The sequence below is a fragment of the Pseudomonas sp. OE 28.3 genome, from assembly GCF_014268205.2.
Classification (GTDB): Bacteria; Pseudomonadota; Gammaproteobacteria; order Pseudomonadales; family Pseudomonadaceae; genus Aquipseudomonas; species Aquipseudomonas edaphica.
This window is the reverse complement of record NZ_CP077082.1, coordinates 2,462,134-2,481,477: the sequence shown is the minus strand read 5'-3', so window position 1 is coordinate 2,481,477 and position 19,344 is coordinate 2,462,134. Positions and strand designations below refer to the sequence as shown.

General features: G+C 60.1%; 18 protein-coding genes. 11 read left to right on the top strand and 7 right to left on the bottom strand.

Annotated features, from left to right (window positions below):
- Nucleotides 1–350 precede the first annotated feature (350 nt).
- The 4 genes from HU759_RS11340 to HU759_RS11325 form a co-directional block, all read right to left on the bottom strand.
- On the bottom strand, nt 351–932 hold the full coding sequence (locus tag HU759_RS11340) for a GNAT family N-acetyltransferase (protein ID WP_186617366.1): 582 nt from the start codon (nt 930–932) through the stop codon (nt 351–353).
- A gap of 13 nt (nt 933–945) precedes the next feature.
- Entirely contained in the window at nt 946–1,290 is a 345-nt protein-coding gene (locus tag HU759_RS11335; protein ID WP_186617364.1) for an FKBP-type peptidyl-prolyl cis-trans isomerase, read from the bottom strand.
- Between the two features lie 94 nt (nt 1,291–1,384).
- On the bottom strand, nt 1,385–2,005 hold the full coding sequence (locus HU759_RS11330; protein WP_017138992.1) for a hypothetical protein: 621 nt from the start codon (nt 2,003–2,005) through the stop codon (nt 1,385–1,387).
- A gap of 123 nt (nt 2,006–2,128) precedes the next feature.
- Nucleotides 2,129–3,097 carry a hypothetical protein gene (locus tag HU759_RS11325; protein ID WP_186617362.1) on the bottom strand — a complete coding sequence of 323 codons (969 nt, stop codon included), beginning with the start codon at nt 3,095–3,097 and terminating at the stop codon, nt 2,129–2,131.
- Between the two features lie 171 nt (nt 3,098–3,268).
- Between HU759_RS11325 and HU759_RS11320 the strand changes: the two genes are divergently transcribed.
- From HU759_RS11320 to HU759_RS11310, 3 genes are all read left to right on the top strand, one after another.
- Nucleotides 3,269–4,765 (top strand): helix-turn-helix transcriptional regulator, encoded by a 1,497-nt coding sequence (locus tag HU759_RS11320; protein WP_186617360.1) that lies wholly within the window; start codon nt 3,269–3,271, stop codon nt 4,763–4,765.
- Nucleotides 4,766–4,897: 132 nt separating this feature from the next.
- The gene (locus HU759_RS11315; RefSeq protein ID WP_017138989.1) at nt 4,898–5,149 is read left to right on the top strand and encodes a CsbD family protein; all 252 of its coding nucleotides are present in this window, start codon (nt 4,898–4,900) and stop codon (nt 5,147–5,149) included.
- A 14-nt stretch (nt 5,150–5,163) separates the two neighbouring features.
- Complete coding sequence (locus HU759_RS11310) at nt 5,164–5,436, top strand: DUF1652 domain-containing protein (protein WP_017138988.1); 273 nt, start codon at nt 5,164–5,166, stop codon at nt 5,434–5,436.
- 119 nt (nt 5,437–5,555) lie between these two features.
- Here HU759_RS11310 and HU759_RS11305 read toward each other — a convergent pair whose 3' ends face one another.
- Nucleotides 5,556–5,864 (bottom strand): RcnB family protein, encoded by a 309-nt coding sequence (locus HU759_RS11305; protein WP_017138987.1) that lies wholly within the window; start codon nt 5,862–5,864, stop codon nt 5,556–5,558.
- Between the two features lie 119 nt (nt 5,865–5,983).
- The gene (locus HU759_RS11300; RefSeq protein ID WP_099547842.1) at nt 5,984–6,442 is read right to left on the bottom strand and encodes a transposase; all 459 of its coding nucleotides are present in this window, start codon (nt 6,440–6,442) and stop codon (nt 5,984–5,986) included.
- Nucleotides 6,443–6,965: 523 nt separating this feature from the next.
- Here HU759_RS11300 and HU759_RS11295 point away from each other — a divergent pair.
- The 4 genes from HU759_RS11295 (at nt 6,966) to HU759_RS11280 (ending at nt 12,021) form a co-directional block, all read left to right on the top strand.
- Nucleotides 6,966–7,523, top strand: a complete 558-nt coding sequence (locus HU759_RS11295) for an XRE family transcriptional regulator (RefSeq protein ID WP_017135024.1) — start codon at nt 6,966–6,968, stop codon at nt 7,521–7,523.
- Between the two features lie 11 nt (nt 7,524–7,534).
- Nucleotides 7,535–8,881 (top strand): glutamine synthetase family protein, encoded by a 1,347-nt coding sequence (locus HU759_RS11290; RefSeq protein ID WP_169987074.1) that lies wholly within the window; start codon nt 7,535–7,537, stop codon nt 8,879–8,881.
- A 14-nt stretch (nt 8,882–8,895) separates the two neighbouring features.
- Complete coding sequence (locus HU759_RS11285) at nt 8,896–9,996, top strand: DNA alkylation repair protein (protein WP_017135022.1); 1,101 nt, start codon at nt 8,896–8,898, stop codon at nt 9,994–9,996.
- Between the two features lie 165 nt (nt 9,997–10,161).
- A complete protein-coding gene (locus HU759_RS11280) occupies nt 10,162–12,021 on the top strand; it encodes a DUF3857 domain-containing transglutaminase family protein (protein ID WP_186617440.1) in 1,860 nt (619 codons plus the stop codon).
- Nucleotides 12,022–12,155: 134 nt separating this feature from the next.
- Here the strand turns inward: HU759_RS11280 and HU759_RS11275 are convergent, their stop codons facing one another.
- Complete coding sequence (locus HU759_RS11275) at nt 12,156–13,049, bottom strand: LysR family transcriptional regulator (RefSeq protein ID WP_017135020.1); 894 nt, start codon at nt 13,047–13,049, stop codon at nt 12,156–12,158.
- Nucleotides 13,050–13,264: 215 nt separating this feature from the next.
- On the opposite strand from HU759_RS11275, the gene HU759_RS11270 reads away from it, so the two are divergent.
- From HU759_RS11270 to HU759_RS11255, 4 genes are all read left to right on the top strand, one after another.
- Nucleotides 13,265–14,911: a GMC family oxidoreductase N-terminal domain-containing protein gene (locus HU759_RS11270; protein WP_170038745.1), complete on the top strand. Its 1,647-nt coding sequence runs from the start codon at nt 13,265–13,267 to the stop codon at nt 14,909–14,911.
- Between the two features lie 65 nt (nt 14,912–14,976).
- Nucleotides 14,977–16,599 carry an MFS transporter gene (locus tag HU759_RS11265; RefSeq protein ID WP_017135018.1) on the top strand — a complete coding sequence of 541 codons (1,623 nt, stop codon included), beginning with the start codon at nt 14,977–14,979 and terminating at the stop codon, nt 16,597–16,599.
- A gap of 221 nt (nt 16,600–16,820) precedes the next feature.
- On the top strand, nt 16,821–18,770 hold the full coding sequence (locus HU759_RS11260) for a DNA topoisomerase III (protein WP_026013519.1): 1,950 nt from the start codon (nt 16,821–16,823) through the stop codon (nt 18,768–18,770).
- A gap of 132 nt (nt 18,771–18,902) precedes the next feature.
- Nucleotides 18,903–19,343 (top strand): CBS domain-containing protein, encoded by a 441-nt coding sequence (locus HU759_RS11255; protein ID WP_017135016.1) that lies wholly within the window; start codon nt 18,903–18,905, stop codon nt 19,341–19,343.
- Nucleotide 19,344: the final 1 nt, after the last annotated feature.

The window sequence follows — 19,344 nt, the reverse complement described above, 5'->3', positions numbered from 1 at the left end:
CGAGACAACGGCATCAGGAAAAATGCGCGTTACCTTGCCAAGTATGTGCCAGTTACCGAAACCGGCCGACGACTGTCGCTCGAACAAGTACCCACTGAGGGTCTCCGCTATTGATGAAAACGCGCGGAGTTTACGCCGCGTTTTCGAGGGAGTAAACCGTAGGAGAATTTACCATAGGGGTTTAGGTGGATTGTTCAGGGTGAGTTCAGCAACTGTTTTTTGGGTCACGCCGAAGATCAACTGTGGGAGCTGGCTTGCCTGCGATGGCGGTCTGTCTGCTGGAGGTTTATTACCTGACACTGCGTCATCGCAGGCAAGCCAGCTCCCACAAGGAGTGTGCACGTCCGCTATTACGGCATATCGGGCCGATCCCGCTCAACCCGTTTCAAGTACTCGTCCATCTGCCCACCTGCCAGCGGCTTGACCTGAATAGACACCCTGTTGACCTGCCGTCCCATCCTGATGCCTTCACGCGTGCGCACCTGCACATACCCAAGCTTGGGCCAGAAGCGCTCGGCCTTGGTATTGCCGACCACCACCGTCAACCGCAGCCACTGGGCACCGTTGCTCACCGTCCACGCTTCAAGATCGGCATGCAATTGTCGCGCGAACCCGGTGCCATGCAGGCGCGTATGCACCAGCAGCAAACCGATATGCCACACGCCGACGGCCAGCAAGTCGGCCGCGATGTTCACGACGGCGGCCAGTTGGTCCTGCGTATCGCGATAACCCAGCCAGTACATCCGGCTGCAACGCCAACCTGCCGGCAACTGACCCTGTAACTCTTCGTGCGCTTCGGTCGGTGTGGCCGGCTCACCATTGACCGCGATGAAATACTCGGGTGCCTGGTCAAAAAAACACTGCAGTTCGGCCGCGTCGCCGTCGTGCAGTTCAACCACTCGAATACCTTCGAGTGCGCAATCAACCTCCATGTTTACTTCCCCTTCAATCGTCGCGCGTCAGCACTTCCAGCAACTCGATTTCAAAGCGCAGATTGCTGTTGGGCGTGATATGCGCGCCCATCGAACGCTCGCCATAGGCCAGGTGCGCCGGCACAAACAGTGTGCGCACGCCACCCACCTGCATGCCCATCAAGCCCTGGTCCCAGCCCTTGATTACGCGCCCGGTGCCGATCACGCACTGGAACGGCTTGCCGCGCTCCCAGGACGAATCGAACACGGTGCCGTCTTCGAGGATGCCGGTGTATTGGGTGGTGATCAGCGCCCCCTTGACCACGGCTTTGCCGGTGCCCAGGCGGGTGTCGGTGATCTGGAGTTCATCGTTGCTCATGGGGCTCTCGTTGGATGAGTTAAGACTGGGGTTTTCCCAGAATAAAATGAGCTTGGCAAGTGCGCCCTCGCCACACCCTTATGCCGATCGTTCCTTACAACCAATGCCAGAACCGGCTCCAGAAACCCCGGCCCAAATCATCCTTACAGCGCGCATATTGCGCCGCGTACATCTGCGAGCGCGCCTGCACCTTGCTCGCCACCGGCGGCAGCCAGGCTTTGGCCGCATAGGTACGTTGGCGATAGCCGCCCCAGCCTTCGTGGTAGTTCAGGTATTGGCCGTAGGCGTCGTATTTGTACACGCCGTTGATGGTGTAGGTCTTGTCCATGTACCACCCCACAAAGTCGATGGAGTCATCGAAATCCTGACGGCTCGCACCGCTGCGGCCGGTGCTCTTGCGGTAGTCGTTCCACACTTCATCCTTGGCCTGGGAATAGCCTTCGGCGGTGGACACGCGCCCCCAGGGGATGATCCATAGCAGGTATTTGCGTGGTGTCTTGGCATCCTGGCGGAAGCCCGACTCTTGATACATGATCGCGAACGGCACCTGGATCGGCACGCCCCAGCGCTTTTGCGTGACCTTGGCGGCGTCGTACCAGTCATCTTTTTCACGGAAGATGCCGCAGATGTCGTTTGGCGTGCGTGGCGGCGAAGTACCGCACGCCGCCAACAGGGAGGTGAGTAATAACAGTCCGACAGCTTTGCCTGCGCTCAAGGGGCACCTTTGCGTGATACACGTAAAAGGCCGGTATTTTACGCATTCATTCGAGCGCAGGGGGTAGCGAGTTCACTCCATAACCAGCTTCCACAGGCGGCATCCATGCCGCACATGCTCAGCTTAAGCCAACGGCACGCGACGCGTGGTCAGCGCGGTACGACCCACAAAGAAGCTCAAGGCTGCACCCAGCAGCAACATGGCCAAGGTGCTCCATGCAGCGCGGGACAGCTGCTTAGCCGCTACTTCACCGGCTTCACGGGCTTTCTGTTCGGCTTGCTGTTTCAGCTCATCGACCTTCTGCATGGCTTGCTGATAAGCCTGGGCATAGTTGTCGACGATCTGCGTGGCTTCGGCTTTGCTCTTGCCGGTACGGGCGGCCACGATGTTGACCAGCGCGTCTTTGTCCGCAGCATTCAACGCAGGCTCGCCGGAGGCTTTGACGCGTTCGAACCACTGCGTCAACTCATCACCGGCCTGGGCAGGGTTGGTCGCGGCGTCCTTGGCCGATTGCTTGCCGTCGGCGGCGGCCTGGTCGGTTTTCTGCTCGACGTTGGCAGGGTCCAGCTCAGGCTTGCCGCTTTGCTTGAGCAAGGTGTCGAGTTGGCCTTGCAGGCTGTTCCAGTCCAGTTGGATACCCTGCTCGTTCAACTGCTGCTTGATGCTGTTGCCGATCCCAGGCGCAGCAGCGGCGATACCACTGCCGGCGGCGGACAAGCCTTTGCCTACTACGTTACCGGCGGTGCCGACCACGCTGGCGGCCAGGCCAGCCAGCAGCCAGGTGGTGAGCAAGGTGGTGAAGGTCCAGGTCAATACGCCGTGCAAGCCGCCACGGTCCGGTGCAGTGCGCCCGGCCACAAAGGCGCCGAGGCCGACAGCCACCAGGGTTGAGACAAACAGCCAGATCCCGGCGCCGGTGCCGAAGCCGCTCAGGGGGTTGCCCGCTTCCATCGGGTTGACGGCACTGGCGCCGATGGCCGTGCCGAGCACGCTGAGTACCAGGTAGGTCACCAGGGCAATTGCACTACCGGCCAGCACAGAGCTCCAGGACACGCGAAACGGTGAACGGTTGGTTTCATAGACAGTTGTCATGATTAATCCTTTGAGTGGTTGACCGTATCAGTCTGGCGAGACCGCTGCCGGTCGTCCCCGCTCAAATGCACCAGAGCATCTGGTGCATTCGCACCCCGCAACGGGCACTCTGTGTGCACTATCCTGATGCCTGGGTGTCGTACCCTTCATGCGCCCATCCCCGGAGAGACCATGACCCAGGACGTTCTTGCCAAAGAAACCAACCGCCGCCAATTGCAGCAGATCATCTCCGGGTTATCGGACGGTGTGATCCTGGCCGAAGTCGACCAGACCATTCTGTGGGCCAACGAAGCCGCGCTGGCCATGCACGGGGTCAGTGAGGTCGAGCAGCTCGGCGCCAATACCGAGCAATACGCCAAGCGCTTTGCCTTGCGCTATCGCAACAACCACCCCTTGCCGCTGGACAGCTACCCGCTCAGCCGAATCGCAGCCGGTGAAGAATTCAGCGATGTGGTGGTGGAAGTCACCCCCGTTGACGACGAGGACCGCAGTTGGGTGCATCGCTTGCGCAGCCTGGTGCTGACGGACGCCCACGGTGAACCGGAACTGCTGGTGCTGATCCTCAGCGACGCCACCGAATGGGCCAGCGCCGAGCAGCGCTTCGAAAAAACCTTCAACGCCAACCCGGCACCCGCGGTGATCTGCCGCCTCAGCGACCTGCGCTACATCAAGGTTAACCAGGGTTTCCTGGAGATGACCGGTTACAACCGCGATCAGGTCATCGGCAAATCCGTCTATGAACTGGATGTACTGGAACACGCCGATCGCAAGGACCTGGCCATTCAGCGCCTGAGCGAAGGTGCGACCATCCCGCAGATGCAGGCTGAACTGCGCCTGCCCGAAGGCGGCAGCAAACTGGTGATTGTCGCCGGCCAGCCGTTGGACATGAACGAGGAAGACTGCATGCTGTTTTCCTTTACCGACCTGGAGCCAAGGCGCAAAGCAGAAATCGCCCTGCGCCAGAGCGAAGAACGGTTCGCCAAATCCTTTCGCCTGACGCCGGTGCCGACCCTGGTGTGCAACGCCGCCAACCGGCAAGTGGTGGACATCAACGAAGCGTTCATGACCATCACCGGTTACATCAGCGAAGAGCTGATCGGCAAGAACGTTGAGGACATCAACTTCATCGACAGCGCCTCTGCTGGAGCGCAGTTGTTCGCCACCCTGGAAAAAGCCGGCAACCTCGAAGGCCAAGACCTCAAGGTGCGCAAGAAAGGCAACGAGGTGATCGACTGCGTGGTCTCCGCCGACACCGTGATTATCGAGGACGTGCCCTGCTACCTGTTGGTGCTGATGAACATCACCGAACGCAAACGTTCGGAGCTGGAGCTGGTGGCGGCCATTGAGGAGGTGATGCAAGACGCCTCCTGGTTCAGCCAGACCCTGATCGAGAAACTGGCCAACGCCAAGAGCGTCAACAGCCCCAACCTGCCGAACGTAGCCTTCACCGACCTTACCGCCCGTGAGCGTGATGTGCTGGGTTTGATCTGCGAAGGCCTGGCCGACAAGGAAATTGCCTCGCGCCTGAAGCTTGCGCCCAACACGGTGCGTAATCATGTGGCCACGGTGTACTCCAAACTCGGTGTGCACAGCCGCAGCGCGGCCATTGTATGGGCCAGGGAGCGCGGCTTGTTTGCCGGCGAACTGCGCGTCAAAAGCAAACCATAGAGTGCAAATGCACTAGTGCGACCAGTGCAAATTCGCCTTATTGCGCTGGCGTACGCTGCTTAACCTTGAAGGGTGGGCACAGGGCCTTTGGTCCCGTGCCGTAATGGTTTGATCTCTTCCAAGGAAAGCACGATGAAAAGCGAACAAGTCAAAGGCGCCGTAGAGAAGGTTGCCGGCAAGGCCCAGGGCTTTATCGGCGACCTCACCGGTGATGAACAATTGCACGCTGAAGGTGTGGCGCGTCAGGCCGCAGGTCAACTGCAGCAAACGTACGGCGACGCGCTGGACACTGTCAGTGATTTCGCCAAAAACAAACCCCTGGCTACCGTGGCTGTCGTCGCCGGTATCGGCCTGCTTGTGGGCCTGTTGCTGCGTCGTCGTTGAGGAGGCAGAGGCCCATGTTTACCCTCTCTCAATTGCGCAACTGCATCGAAGAAGGTTTATCACCGCTGACCTGCGAGTTCACCCTGTGCCGGGACGCGTCCCTGACCCTCAAGGTCTACGACGCCGAAACCGGCCGTGTTGATCTGGTGGTGACAGGCATCAGCACCAACCGGCTGCAAACCGCGCAAGAAGTGGCCAAGATGGTTGAAGAGTTGCGCTACGAACTGCAAAGCAACAACGTCGGCAAGCTCACACTGGATGATCTGCCTTCAACGACGGCCCAATGAAAATGAAGGCAGGCTGATCTCCAGGTCGACCTGGGTGACGCCGAGGCCGAAGTGATGGGTGAGGTAACACGACCGGTGTGGCCGGTTACCTTAACGCAAGAGCGAGGAAAACAGACCGATCACCGCTTGACGGGGGTGATCTCAAGAATGGTGCCGTTGGTGGTTTTGAGCAGCACAAACTTGTCACCCACCCGCGCCCATTGGCTGTCTGCCTCAGGCTGCTTGAGGCCGCGTTTTTTCCAGTCGCTGACCGCCGATTCCTTGCGCATCAGGATATCCGGGGCGCGATCACCTTCTTTCAGATCCCGCGTATTGATGCTGGAAGGCTGCACGGTTTCCTGGGGTGTATCACCGGCCTGCACGACAAAGCTGACGGTGGACAGGCCAGCGGTGAGCAGCAGGCAAGCGGCTAGGGTCTTGGACTTCATGGGTGCTCCTTCAATGAATGATGCGTACCCAGGTTCCGACCGCAGGCGCATGGAATCATTCAAGTTTGCACCCTTCCTGTGGCAAGGGAGCTTGCTCCCTCGCCACAAGGGCGCCGGGTCTATAACCAGGCTGCGTCCCAGAGCGGATAATCGCCGATATGTTCAGCCAACCCAGCGCGCAATGGGTTGCCAATTATGTAGCGTGCGATCTTTATAAGATCCTCCTCAGCGCGCGCTGCGCGATCATGGTACCCGCACTGCCAGAACGCGCCCCGTGCATGACAGGCTCGATTGATGGTCAATGTGCTGCGCGACTTCACCCTTTTCATCACTTGCGGCAACGATGCGGCTCTGAGTTCAAATAGCCAATGGAAATGGTCTGGCATGATGACCCAAGCCAAAGAGTTAACCATCTCAAGGTCATGAGCCTGTTTGAACTCTGCCACCAACAACCGCCCCAAGCGAAAATTGGCAAACACCGGGCGGCGCTGATAGACCACAGCAGTTACCAAGTAAGCCCGACCCGCCTCTGAATAACGGCCACGTCGCAATAGGTGAGAATTGGGTTTCTGAAGCAATCCTTTGCTCTCCGATTGAATGAATGATCCATTCACCCTAGCAAGCCACAGCAATACCTCCGTTCAATTCAGTTTCCCAATATGTCACGCCCCTCCACTGTGGCGAGGGAGCTTGCTCCCGCTGGGCTGCGCAGCAGCCCCAAAAAGGCTGGCCGAGTAACGCCTGAACCAACGCTGTGGGTCGATTGGGGCCGCTTCGCTGCCCAGCGGGAGCAAGCTCCCTCGCCACAAAAGCCTAGGCAGCAGGTGTGCGCTGATAAAACACCCTCCACCACTGGCCTGGACCATTCAGTTTCCCACTATGTCACGCCCCCCACTGTGGCGAGGGAGCTTGCTCCCGCTGGGCTGCGCAGCAGCCCCAAAAAGGCTGGCCGAGTAACACCTGAACCAACGCAGTGGATCGATTGGGGCCGCTTCGCTGCCCAGCGGGAGCAAGCTCCCTCGCCACAAAAGCTATGCCACACCCATTGCCACCGTGAAATAATCCGTGTAATTTTTCATGAAATTTCTCGACATAAATTTCATGAACCAACAACAAGAACTCGACGCCCTGGCTGTGCTCATCCACGATCTGCGCAAGCACAAGAAACTCACCCTTGCCCAACTCGCGCAAAAAATCGAGCGCTCGGTGGGCTTTTTGTCTCAAGTCGAACGCGGCCTGTCACGCCCTACTGTGGCCGACCTGACTGCCATCAGCCACGCCCTGGATGTGCCCACCACCTACTTCTACAGCCTGCCCAAACCCAAGGCCGTCGACTGGGTCACACGCCCCAACGAGCGGCGCACGGTGTATTACGCCAATGGCATCACCGACATTCTGGTTTCGCCAAGCATGCACGGCGCCTTTTCGATGCTCGACAGCCTGTTGGCGCCCGGCGCCAACAGTGGCGAGCACACCATGAGCGATCGCGCCGAACAGGCCGGTTTTGTACTGGAGGGCGAGCTGACGCTATGGGTGGAAGGTGAAGCCGATTCGGTCACCCTCGGCCAAGGCGACAGCTTCCACCTGGCCAGTTTTGCCCATTGCCGCTACGCCAACCTGACTGATCTGCCCGCCCGCGTATTGTGGGTTTACAACTAGGAGCAACACCCGTGAAAAGCCAATCCTCCACGTTGCTGGCCGAAGTACGGACCTTTCGCCAGAACCACCCCGAGGTGCGTTACGTCGACCTGATCGCCCTGGACATTCCCGGCCATTTCTACGGCAAGCGCTACCCGGTGGAGATGCTCGAAAAAGTCGCCGCCGGCAGCCCGCTGAAGCTGCCGCAAAATGCCGTGCTGCTGGGCGCCCAGGGCGGGCTGTTCAAAATTGGTGACTATTGCTTCCACGACGGCGACCCGGATGCCAACCGCCGCCTGGTGCCGGGCACGCTCAAGCCGGTGAGCTGGGAAGCGCAACCGCTGGGGCAGATGCTGATCACCTCGGATGGCACTGAAGCGCCCATCGAGTTTGAACCACGTGAAGTCCTGGCCAAGGTGCTGGAGCGCCTGCAGCACAAGGGCATTCACCCGGTGGTGGCGTTTGAGCTGGAGTTTTACCTGCTCGATAAAAAACTTGACGACGGCCTGCCGCAATTTGCCCGCGACCCGCTCAGTGATGACGCTGACGACCAGCCCAACCTGCACATCGAGCGGTTGTCGCGCTTCAGCGAAGTGCTCGACGACATGGCGCAAACCGCCCAGGCCCAAGGCATCGACATCACGGTGATCACCGCCGAACTCGGCCCTGGCCAGTTCGAGATCAACTTCGGCCACTGCGACGACGGCCTGCGCGCCGCCGACTGGGCCGCGCTGTTCTGCCGCAGCACGCGTGGCGTGGCACTCAAGCATGGCTACCGCGCCAGCTTTATGGCCAAGCCTTACCTGCAATTTCCCGGCAGCGGCATGCATGTGCATGTCAGCCTGTATGACGGCGCGGGCAATAATTTACTCGCGGCGCACCAGCAGCAACCGCTGCGCCACGCGGTGGCCGGTTGCCTGGAATTGTTGCCGCACTGCATGCCGATTTTCTCGCCCAACCACAACGCCTTCCGCCGCTTGGGTGGCACCGTGAACGCGGCAACGCGTGCCAGCTGGGGCTTTGAAGACCGCGACGCGTGCGTGCGTATTCCCGATTCCGACCCGCGCAACCTGCGCATCGAACACCGCCTGGCCAGTGCCGATGCCAACCCCTACCTGGTGCTGGCAGCGATCCTGGCAGGGTTGGAGCATGGCCTTGAAGCCAGGCAAGAACCCATCGCCCCGCTGAATGAGGACCGTAACAGCGGCGCCGACTTCCCCCTGGAAATGCTCGATGCCGTGCGCGCCATGCAGCATCAAGCGGTATTGCGCGATAAGCTGGGCGCCGAATTTATCGACGTGTACTGCGAAAACAAACGCCAGGACCACTTGGCCTTTCAACAAGAGATCAACGCGCGGGAATACCGCTGGTTTCTCTAGCCATGGAATCACCGATGACCGACCAAAGCGCCCCGGCCCTCAAGGAAATCTTCAACGTTGAACGCCTGCAACACATCGCCAGTGAAATGACAGCGGTGTACCCGGCCTTTGATGCAAAAGGGTTTCTAAAGCACGCCAAAGCCGGGCTGGCCGAGTTGTCGGTGATGCAGCGCATGGCGCGGGTCAGTGAGAGCCTGCATGCGGTAATCCCACTGGATTACGCGCAAACCCTCAAGCTGCTGCATGCGCTGGCTCCGCGACTGAACAGTTCATTTGTGTGCCTGTTTCTGCCGCACTACGTGGCCAGTTACGGGCAAAGTGACTTCAAGCGCTCCATGGCCGCGCTCAAATACTTCACCGTGTTTGGCTCGGCCGAGTTCGCCATTCGCCCGTTCTTGTTGAACGACTTCGAGCGTACCCTGGCCGCGATGCAGCAGTGGTCGCTGGACGCCAACGAACATGTGCGGCGCCTTGCCAGTGAAGGCTCGCGCCCTCGCCTGCCCTGGTCCTTTCGCTTGGCGGCGGTGCAGGCCAACCCGCAGCTGTGCGCCTCGATCCTGGATAACCTCAAGGCCGACAGCAGCCTGTATGTGCGCAAGTCGGTGGCCAACCACCTCAACGACATCACCAAGGACCACCCGGACTGGGTGCTCAGCCTGATCGAAGGCTGGAACCTGGACAACCCGCACACGGCCTGGATCGCCCGGCACGCCTTGCGCAGCCTGATCAAGCAAGGCAATACCCGCGCACTCACGATCATGGGCGCCGGCGCCAAGGCCGAGGTAAACATTCACCACCTGAAAGTCACACCGGCGGTGATCAACCTGGGCGAGCGGATCAACCTGTCGTTCAGTCTGGAATCCACCGCCACCGCCGCGCAGAAGCTGGTGGTCGACTACGCCATCGACTACGTAAAAAGTGCCGGCCATAGCGCGGCCAAAGTGTTCAAGCTCAAGGCATTTACCCTGGGCGCGGGCGAACATCAGAGCATCCGCCGCGAACAACATATTCGCGAGTTGACCACGCGCAAGCATTACGCAGGCAAGCACTGGGTGCATGTGCTGGTGAACGGCGAAAAGCTCGCCAGTGCCGAATTTGAACTGCTAAAACCCTGACAAAAATCAACCAAAAGGCTCTAGAACGGGCCTTTCAGACACATTAATTGTCAGACAATCCTGGCTTTTGTTGTTGCGATCCATTATCATCCGGCGCCTTCTCACTACCCATCGGGTAGTTGTTCCACTGTGTCACCCGAGGCGCCAATGTACCGTTCGCACCGTTTGTATCGTTTTTCGTTTCACTGCCCCTTGCTTGCCCTGAGCCTGGGGCTGGTTTCCCACGGTGTCAGTGCCGCCCTGCAACCCATGGCCGAAGCCCCGCTGGCCAGCGACACCGAGCTGCACTGCCACTTCAACCGCGACGCCAGCACCGACTGCACCACCACCCAGCACTACACCATCCTCAAGCCCAACGGCCGCGAAATGCTCTCGCGCATCGACTTCGATTACTCCGAAGGGGACACCTTTGAAGTGATCAGCGCGCAATCCACCCAACCAGGCGCCAAGCCGGTCGCGCTGGACGCCGCGCAAATCGACACGCGCACCGCGCCCAACCCGGACCAGGGCTTCAGCCGCTACAAGCAAACCTCGCTGGCCTTCCCGAACCTGCGCGTAGGCACGCAAATTCGCTACACCGTGCGCGAACGTCGCGCCGCCAAACCGTTGGTGACCCAGTTTCACTACGCAATCATGTTTGGCCCCAGCGCATTCCGGCGCGACCACGTCAAGGCGCGCTTTACCGCCGAGCGCCCGATCCAGTGGCGCAGTGAGTTGTTCGACGGTTTCAAAGTAACGGCATCTGCCAACGGCAAAACCCTGGACGTGGTGCAAAAAAAACCGACCTATCTCAATTACATCAACGAATCCTCCAGCGCCGCGCTGCAACGCATCCCGCGCCTGGAAGTGGGCAGCGCCCTGGAGCGCCAGGCGTATTTCGGTGATTTCGCCCAGCGTTACAACCAGATCCTCGGCGCCAACCTGCCGGCGCAAGCGGCCGCGGCCGTAGCTGCCGCACGCAACCTGGCGCCGGCACAACAGGTCGAAGCGCTGATGCAGCACATCAACGATCACTACCGCTACCTGGGCGACTGGCGCGCCACCGAGCGCGGCTATGTGCCGTTCAACCTGGCGGAAATCGAGCAGCATGGTTATGGCGACTGCAAAGACCTGGCGATCCTGCTGACCGCAATGCTCAAGGCCAGCGGCATCAAGGCCGAAACCGCCTGGGTCAGCCGTGGCGACGTGGCGTTCTCATTGTTGATCCCCGGCACCAATGCAGCGAACCACGCCATCGTGCGTGCCGAAGTCGATGGCCAGGTCTGGTGGCTCGACCCGACCAATCCGGTGTTCGCACCCGGCCAGACCATGCCCGACATTCAAGACCGCTGGGTGCTGGTCAATGATGCTCAGGGCCAGGTACGCGAAGAACAGATCCCGCTGGAACGCCCGGAAACCACCCTGCGCCTGGACAAAAAAGTGCACTTCGACAAGCAAGGCAATGGCGCCACCCAGGCCACCATCACCTTCAGCCGCCTGCCGCTGATGCAAATGAGCGTCGCCGACCGCCAGCAAGGCACCACCGCCACCGACCAGAACATCTGCGGCAACTTTGGCAACGAAATCAGCGACTGTAAAATCACCCGCCAACCCACCGCCTTCGTGGTGCACGACGGCTACACCGTCAACGCCAGCATGAACGACCAGCGCGCGCTGGAAAAGCTCGCGAACGACTACGTCTACACCGACGAGTCACTCAAAGGCCGTTGGGATGGTTTCATCAACTACCGTCGCCATGATCAACAAGCCGACCTTTACCTGGGCAACCCCGAAACCTACGACTACCGTTTCACGCTGACCGGTGGGCAGATGGAAAAAGCCATCCCCGGCTGCCAGGTGCGCTCGCCCTGGTATGATCTGGATCTGGATGGCAAGCGCACGGATAACGGCCTGCAGTATCACTATCGCCTGAGCCAAAAGATACGCTGGCTGCCCCATGCAGAAGTCGCCAGTGAAGCGTTTGGCAAGATGATTGACGAGGCGCGGGCGTGTGCTGAACAGGTGCATCAGGTGGTGAAGCTCTAACCCCTCACTGACACAACACAAACCCAATGTGGGAGCTGGCTTGCCTGCGATTGCAGTGTGTCATTCAACAAATAAGTTGACTGACAGGGACTCATCGCAGGCAAGCCAGCTCCCACATTTTTTATCCGGTTTCATCAGTGGGTTTCGCCTAACAGCAAGCTTTGCTCCCGCGCACACAACTCCACCACATAATCCCACAACACCCGCAACCGCACTGACTTGTGCAGCTCCCGGCGCGAGCTGATCCAGTAGCTGCGCTGGATGCTTTCTGCCGGCAGCAAAGGCACCAGGTCCGGGTCGCCAGCAGCCATAAAGCACGGCAGCACCGCAATGCCCAATCCCGAACGCGCCGCCTGGTGTTGAGCAATCACGCTGGTGCTGTGGAACACCACTTTCGGGTTGCGGCAAAAGCTGCTGAGGAACTTGAGTTCCTGGCTGAACAGCAGGTCATCCACGTAATCGATCCATGCATGGGCGGCGAGGTCTTCACGTTTTTCAATCGGCGGGTTGCGCTCAAGATAAGCCCGGCTGGCGTAGAGCGCCAGGCGGTAGTCGGTGAGTTTGCGCGTGACGAGTTGGTCAACGCTGGGGCGTTCGAGGTGGATGCTGATTTCCGCTTCGCGGTTGAGAATGCTCACAAAGCGCGGCACCGCCACCAGTTCCACTTCCAGCCCTGGATAACGCTCGAACAGCCCGCCCATGCGGCTGGCGAGGAACATCACGCCCAACCCCTCAGCCACGCCAAGGCGGATCTTGCCCAGCGGCGCAGCGGAATGGGTGAGTTCGTCTTCGGCCAGCAACGCGACGTTTTCCATGGCCTCGGCGTGCTTGAGCAGGGCTTCACCGGAAGGCGTCAGTTCGTAACCCTGGGCATGCTGCACGAACAGCGCGGTGCCGAGGCTTTTCTCGATGGCCTCGATATGCCGGGCCACGGTAGCGTGCGTGGTTTTCAGCCGCTGTGCAGCGGTGAGCAGGCGGCCGCTGCGTTGCAACTCAAGAAAAAACCGCAGGTCATTCCAGTCGAACATGTCGCCTCCCTTGGACAAATGTACCTTCTAATGCCTGGCCCGGCACCTGTGGCTGGCGCTTACTGTGGCAAGCTCGCTCGCCACAGGCATAACGTTGCTTCGAGGTTTAAGTGCCGCTGTTTAAAAACGCACAGCAGCTGGGTAAAAACTAACATTTTTAAGACGAAAACTAACAACTAGGATGGGGCCAATAAGAAAAACAAGCGAGACCTCAGATGCCCATTGCAACTGCTGAATACGATTACATCGTCGTAGGCGCCGGCCCCGCAGGCTGCCTGCTGGCTAATCGATTGTCCGCCAACCCCGCCCACCGCGTGCTGCTGCTCGAAGCGGGTGGCCGCGACAACTACCCCTGGATCCACATCCCCGTCGGTTACTTGTTCTGCATCGGCAACCCGCGCACCGACTGGTGCTTCAAGACCGAAGCCCAGGAAGGCCTGCAAGGCCGTGCACTGAGTTACCCACGCGGCAAAGTGCTGGGCGGCTGCTCGTCCATCAACGGCATGATCTATATGCGCGGCCAAGCCCAGGATTACGACGGCTGGGCCGCCGCAGGCAACCCCGGCTGGGCCTGGAAAGACGTGCTGCCACTGTTCAAACAGAGCGAAAACCATTTTGCCGGCGGCTCGGAATTTCACAGCGACGGCGGTGAATGGCGCGTGGAGCAACAGCGACTGCACTGGCCGATCCTCGATGCCTTTCGCGATGCGGCGGCGCAGAGTGGTATCGCGCCGATCAGCGATTTCAACCAGGGCGACAATGAAGGTTGCGGCTACTTCCAGGTCAACCAAAAGGCCGGGGTGCGCTGGAACGCGGCAAAGGCGTTTCTCAAGCCGATCCGCCAGCGCCCCAACCTCACCGTGCTGACCGAAGTGGAAGTCGACCGTGTAGTGCTGGAAAACGGTCGTGCTTCGGCCGTGGTCGGGCGTCAACATGGGCAACAACTGAGCTGGAAGGCACGCAAGGAAATCGTCCTGTGCGCCGGTTCTGTCGGCTCGCCGGGCATCCTGCAACGCTCAGGGATTGGCCCGTCCACTGTGCTCAAGCCATTGGGCATCAACGTACTGCATGAACTGCCGGGTGTCGGTGGCAACCTGCAGGATCACCTGCAACTGCGGCTGATCTACAAGCTGGAAAACGCACGCACCTTGAACCAGATCGCCGGCACCCTGTTGGGCAAAATGGGCATGGGCCTGCGCTACCTGTATGACCGCAGCGGCCCATTGTCGATGGCGCCCAGCCAGCTCGGCGCCTTCGCCCGCTCCGGCCCGGAACAGACGTCGGCCAATCTTGAATACCATGTGCAGCCGCTGTCACTGGAGCGTTTTGGCGAGCCGTTGCATGCCTTCCCGGCATTCACCGCGTCGGTGTGCGACCTGCGCCCGCAAAGCCGTGGCCGCATTGATATTCGCTCCGCCAACCCGGCGGATGCACCCCTGATACGGCCCAACTACCTCAGCCATCCCGAAGATTTGCGCGTGGCCGCCGACGCGATCCGCCTGACCCGCCGCATCGTCGCCGCACCGGCCTTGAGCCAGTTCAAGCCGGTGGAATACCTGCCGGGCGACGCGCTGCAAACCGAAGAACAACTGCATGAAGCCGCCGCGCGTATCGGCACGACGATTTTCCACCCGGTGGGCACTTGCCGCATGGGCGATGACCAAGATGCAGTGGTCGATGCGCAACTGCGCGTACATGGCGTGCCGGGCCTGCGTATTGCCGATGCCTCGGTGATGCCACGCATTACATCCGGCAACACCTGCTCACCTACACTGATGATTGCGGAAAAGGCAGCGCAGCTGATGCTTTCGCCGAACACAAGGAGTCTCGCCCCGCAGAGAGAAACGGTTCATGCAATCTGAATAGCGGCGCCGCACCCGGCGCCGACAGTGGAACAACAATAAATAATCACTGTGAGGGATACCCGATGTCAGAACATGCTCAACCCCTGGGCTCGGCCGTCAAGGCGAGCACCGGCAGCGAATCAAGGAAAGTCATCTTCGCCTCGTCTTTAGGGACGGTGTTCGAGTGGTACGACTTTTTCCTCTACGGCGCCCTGGCGGCGGTGATCAGCAAGCAATTTTTTGCCGGGGTCAACGACACCACGGCGTTCATCTTCGCCTTGATGGCCTTTGCCGCAGGCTTTGTGGTGCGGCCGTTCGGCGCGTTGGTGTTCGGCCGCCTGGGCGACATGATCGGGCGCAAGTACACGTTTTTGGTCACCATCATCCTGATGGGTGTCGCGACCTTCTGTGTCGGGCTATTGCCGACCTATGCCAGCATCGGCATTGCGGCGCCGATCATTCTGATCGTGCTGCGCATGCTGCAAGGCCTGGCGTTGGGCGGTGAATATGGCGGCGCAGCCACCTATGTGGCCGAGCACGCACCGGCCGGCAAACGCGGCCTGCACACCAGCTGGATTCAATCCACGGCCACCCTTGGCTTGCTGCTGTCGCTGCTGGTGGTGCTGGCTTGCCGTTACTTCACCGGTGACCAGTTCGAGGTGTGGGGCTGGCGCATTCCGTTCCTGTTTTCGATTGTGCTGCTGGGTATTTCCACCTGGATCCGCATGAGCCTGCATGAGTCGCCGGCATTCCTGAAGATGAAAGAGGAAGGCAAGGCCAGCAAGTCGCCGATCCGCGAATCCTTCGGTAAATGGGAAAACCTCAAGGTGGTGCTGATTGCGCTGTTCAGTATCAACGGCGGGCAGGCAGTGACCTTCTATGCGGCGCAGTTCTATGTGCTGTTCTTCCTCACGCAGTTCCTGAAGATGGACCCGGCCCTGGCCAATATGCTGTTGATTATCAGCGTAGTGATCGGCGCGCCGTTCTTCATCCTGTTTGGCTGGCTGTCGGACAAGGTTGGGCGCAAACCGGTGCTGATGCTCGGCTTGCTGTTGGCCACCGCACTGTACTTTCCGATCTTCAAAGGGCTGGCGCATTACACCAACCCGGCGATGGACCAGGCCAGCCACCAGGCGCCGATTACCGTATTGGCCGACCCGGCCACCTGCACCTTCCAGTTCGACCCGGTGGGCAAGGCGCGTTTTGACAGCCCGTGTGACAAGGTCAAGACCTTCCTGGTCAAGCAAGGTCTGCCATACAGCAGCGCCGCCGCGCCAGCCGGCAGCCCGGTACAGGTGAGCGTGGGTGATGTGCGTATCGACGGTTACGATGAAGCGGCCCTGCGCGGCGCGGTAACCCTGGCCGGCTACCCGACTTCGGCGGATGTGGCCCAGGTCAACAAAGTGATGGTGGTGGTGCTGATCGTGGTGCTGATCCTGATCGCCGCCATGTGCTACGGCCCGTTGGCAGCACTGATGGTGGAACTGTTCCCGACGCGCATCCGCTACACCTCGATGTCGCTGCCCTACCACATCGGTAACGGCTGGTTTGGCGGGTTCCTGCCGACCGTGTCGTTTGCCTTGGTGGTGTACACCGGCGATATCTTCTACGGCTTGTGGTACCCGGTGGTGGTAACCGGCGTGAGCTTGATTGTGGGGTTGTTCTGCCTGAAAGAAACCAAGAACGTGGATATCAATAACAACTGATCTTCAAAACGCTGAAGCCCCCTGTGGGAGCTGGCTTGCCTGCGATTGCATCACCTCGGAGTGTCAGATGTGCCGAGTTGTCCGTATCGCAGGCAGGCTAGTGCCCACATTTTTCTGAGTGCTGACCACACAAATTGCTGTACATCCATACAGATAACAGTTGCTCAATTGCCTTTGACTGAGCATCCTGCAAGGCATCGACCCGATCTGATGTGATGACCATGCGGCTGTACCTCTGTGAAAAACCCTCCCAGGCCAAGGATATCGCGGCCGTGCTCGGCGCCAGTCGGCGTGGCGACGGGTGCTGGCTGGGTAACGGGGTCACAGTCACCTGGTGCATCGGTCACCTGTTGGAAACCGCCCCACCCGACGCCTACGACGCCAAATACAAGCGCTGGGTGCTGGCCGACCTGCCAATCGTGCCGGAAAAATGGAAGATGTTGGTCAAGCCCAAGACCGCCAGCCAGTTCAAGGCCGTCAAGCGTTTGCTCGGGGAAGCCCAGGAACTGGTGATCGCCACCGACGCCGACCGCGAAGGCGAAATGATCGCCCGTGAGTTGGTGGAGCATTGCCGCTATCGCGGGCCGATCCAGCGTTTGTGGCTGTCGGCGCTGGATGACGCCTCCATTCGCAAAGCCCTCGCCGCCCTCAAACCCGGCGCCGAAACCTTCAGCCTGTATCACTCGGCCCTCGGCCGCTCACGCGCCGACTGGTTGATCGGCATGAACATGAGTCGCTTGTTTACCTTGCTCGGGCGTCAATCCGGGTATCAAGGCGTATTGCCGGTGGGCCGCGTGCAAACCCCGACCTTGCGCCTGGTGGTGGACCGCGACCGCAGCATCGCCGACTTTGTGCCGGTGGCTTACTGGGCCATTGATGTCGACTTGCGGCATGAGCGCATGACCTTTACGGCTCAATGGCGGGCCGCTGAGGATGCCTGCGACGATCAAGGCCGCTGTCTTAACCCACAACTGGCTCGCGATGCTGCCGATGCGATGACCAACGCCGCCAGCGCCAGGTTGGTCAAACTGCGTACCGAACGCGTGCGCGAGGTGGCGCCCCTGCCCTTCGACCTCGGCACGTTGCAGGAAATCTGTTCCAAGAAGCTCGGCCTCGGCGCCCAGGAAACCCTGGACATCGCGCAGTCCCTTTACGAAACCCACAAAGTCATCACCTACCCTCGCAGTGATTGCGGCTACCTGCCGCTCAGCCAACACAGTGATGCGCCGAAGATCTTGGCCGCGCTGGCCCGCGCGGATGCGGCGGTGAATGAGTTGATGCCGCATATCGACCCGCAACGCCGCTCGCGGGCCTGGAACGACGCCAAGGTCAGCGCGCACCACGGCATCATTCCTACGGGTGCCGGTAAGGACGTCGCGCAACTGGCCGGCAAACACCGTGCGGTCTACACGCTGATTCGCGCGCGTTACCTGGCGCAGTTCCTGCCCAACCATGAATACGATCGCACCCAGGCGGATTTCGACTGCGCCGGCCAAGCCTTGCGCGCGGTAGGCAAAGTCATCATCGAGCCAGGCTGGAAACGCGCCCTGCCCGAGGCGCTGGCGCCTGCCAAAGGCCGTGAAGCTCCTGCACCACAGGCCTTGCCGACCTTGGTGCAAGGCCAGGATTACGCGGTGGCCAAGGTCAACCTCAAAGACCTGTGGACCCAGCCGCCCAAGCCCTTCACCGAGGGCGACCTGATCAAGGCGATGAAAAACGTCGCCAAACTGGTGGAAGACCCGCTGCTCAAGCAAAAGCTCAAGGACACCACCGGCATCGGCACCGAAGCCACCCGCGCGGGGATTATCCAGGGTTTGCTCGACCGGGGTTATCTGGTCAAAAACGGCAAGGCACTGTCAGCCACTCCGGCGGCGTTCAGCCTGATCGACGCGGTGCCTCGGGCGATTGCCGACCCAGGCACCACCGCGATCTGGGAGCAGGCGCTGGACATGGTGCAAAGCGGTGAAATGAGCCTGGAAGAATTCGTCGCCAAGCAGGCGGCCTGGATGAGCAAACAAGTGGCACGCTGCAATGGCATGCGCATGACCATCACCGGCCCAGCCAGCCCGGCAGGCCGAGGTGCTACGCCGTGGAAAAACAAGCGCAAGGCTGCACCGCGCAAGACGACAGGCGCTCCAAAGCGGGCGAAAAAGCCGAACAGTGCCGGCTGAATAGCGAAATAATCCGGCGAATGACGTTTTTCGACGGGTTTAACGCCGCTTTGGGCCTTGCGGCGCTGTAGCCCGTCTAGGATTCTGTAAGGGACTCGCTGACTTCCTAATAACAACACCGGAGTGGCCGCCATGAAAACCGTTGCACAACTGCTCAAAGCCAAGGACCAGAAGAACCAGGACGTCCATACCATTCAATGGGACCACACGGTCTTTGAGGCGCTGGTGCGGATGTCAGAGAAAAACGTCGGGGCCTTGCCGGTGGTCAAAGACGGCGCGGTTGTCGGAATCATCAGCGAACGTGATTACGCCCGCAAACTCATCCTCAAGGGACTCTCTTCGGTTACCACAAAGGTCCATGAGGTGATGAGTTCACCGGTCATCACCGTGGATACCCATAAAAGTGTCGAAGAATGCATGAACATCATGACCGACAGTCACTTGCGCCACCTCCCAGTGGTCGAAGACGGCGAACTGAAGGGCCTGCTGTCCATCGGTGACTTGGTAAAAGAGGCCATTGCCGAACAGACCGACTTGATCAAACAGCTGGAGCAGTACATCCGCGGCGAATAGG

Coding starts and splice junctions, on each gene's coding strand:
- HU759_RS11285 (WP_017135022.1), top strand. CDS start 8,896: ATGACCGACCAAAGCGCCCCGGCCCTCAAGGAAATCTTCAACGTTGAA.
- HU759_RS11275 (WP_017135020.1), bottom strand. CDS start 13,049: ATGTTCGACTGGAATGACCTGCGGTTTTTTCTTGAGTTGCAACGCAGC.
- HU759_RS11265 (WP_017135018.1), top strand. CDS start 14,977: ATGTCAGAACATGCTCAACCCCTGGGCTCGGCCGTCAAGGCGAGCACC.
- HU759_RS11305 (WP_017138987.1), bottom strand. CDS start 5,864: ATGAAGTCCAAGACCCTAGCCGCTTGCCTGCTGCTCACCGCTGGCCTG.
- HU759_RS11325 (WP_186617362.1), bottom strand. CDS start 3,097: ATGACAACTGTCTATGAAACCAACCGTTCACCGTTTCGCGTGTCCTGG.
- HU759_RS11335 (WP_186617364.1), bottom strand. CDS start 1,290: ATGAGCAACGATGAACTCCAGATCACCGACACCCGCCTGGGCACCGGC.
- HU759_RS11270 (WP_170038745.1), top strand. CDS start 13,265: ATGCCCATTGCAACTGCTGAATACGATTACATCGTCGTAGGCGCCGGC.
- HU759_RS11260 (WP_026013519.1), top strand. CDS start 16,821: ATGCGGCTGTACCTCTGTGAAAAACCCTCCCAGGCCAAGGATATCGCG.
- HU759_RS11310 (WP_017138988.1), top strand. CDS start 5,164: ATGTTTACCCTCTCTCAATTGCGCAACTGCATCGAAGAAGGTTTATCA.
- HU759_RS11340 (WP_186617366.1), bottom strand. CDS start 932: ATGGAGGTTGATTGCGCACTCGAAGGTATTCGAGTGGTTGAACTGCAC.
- HU759_RS11295 (WP_017135024.1), top strand. CDS start 6,966: ATGAACCAACAACAAGAACTCGACGCCCTGGCTGTGCTCATCCACGAT.
- HU759_RS11315 (WP_017138989.1), top strand. CDS start 4,898: ATGAAAAGCGAACAAGTCAAAGGCGCCGTAGAGAAGGTTGCCGGCAAG.
- HU759_RS11320 (WP_186617360.1), top strand. CDS start 3,269: ATGACCCAGGACGTTCTTGCCAAAGAAACCAACCGCCGCCAATTGCAG.
- HU759_RS11255 (WP_017135016.1), top strand. CDS start 18,903: ATGAAAACCGTTGCACAACTGCTCAAAGCCAAGGACCAGAAGAACCAG.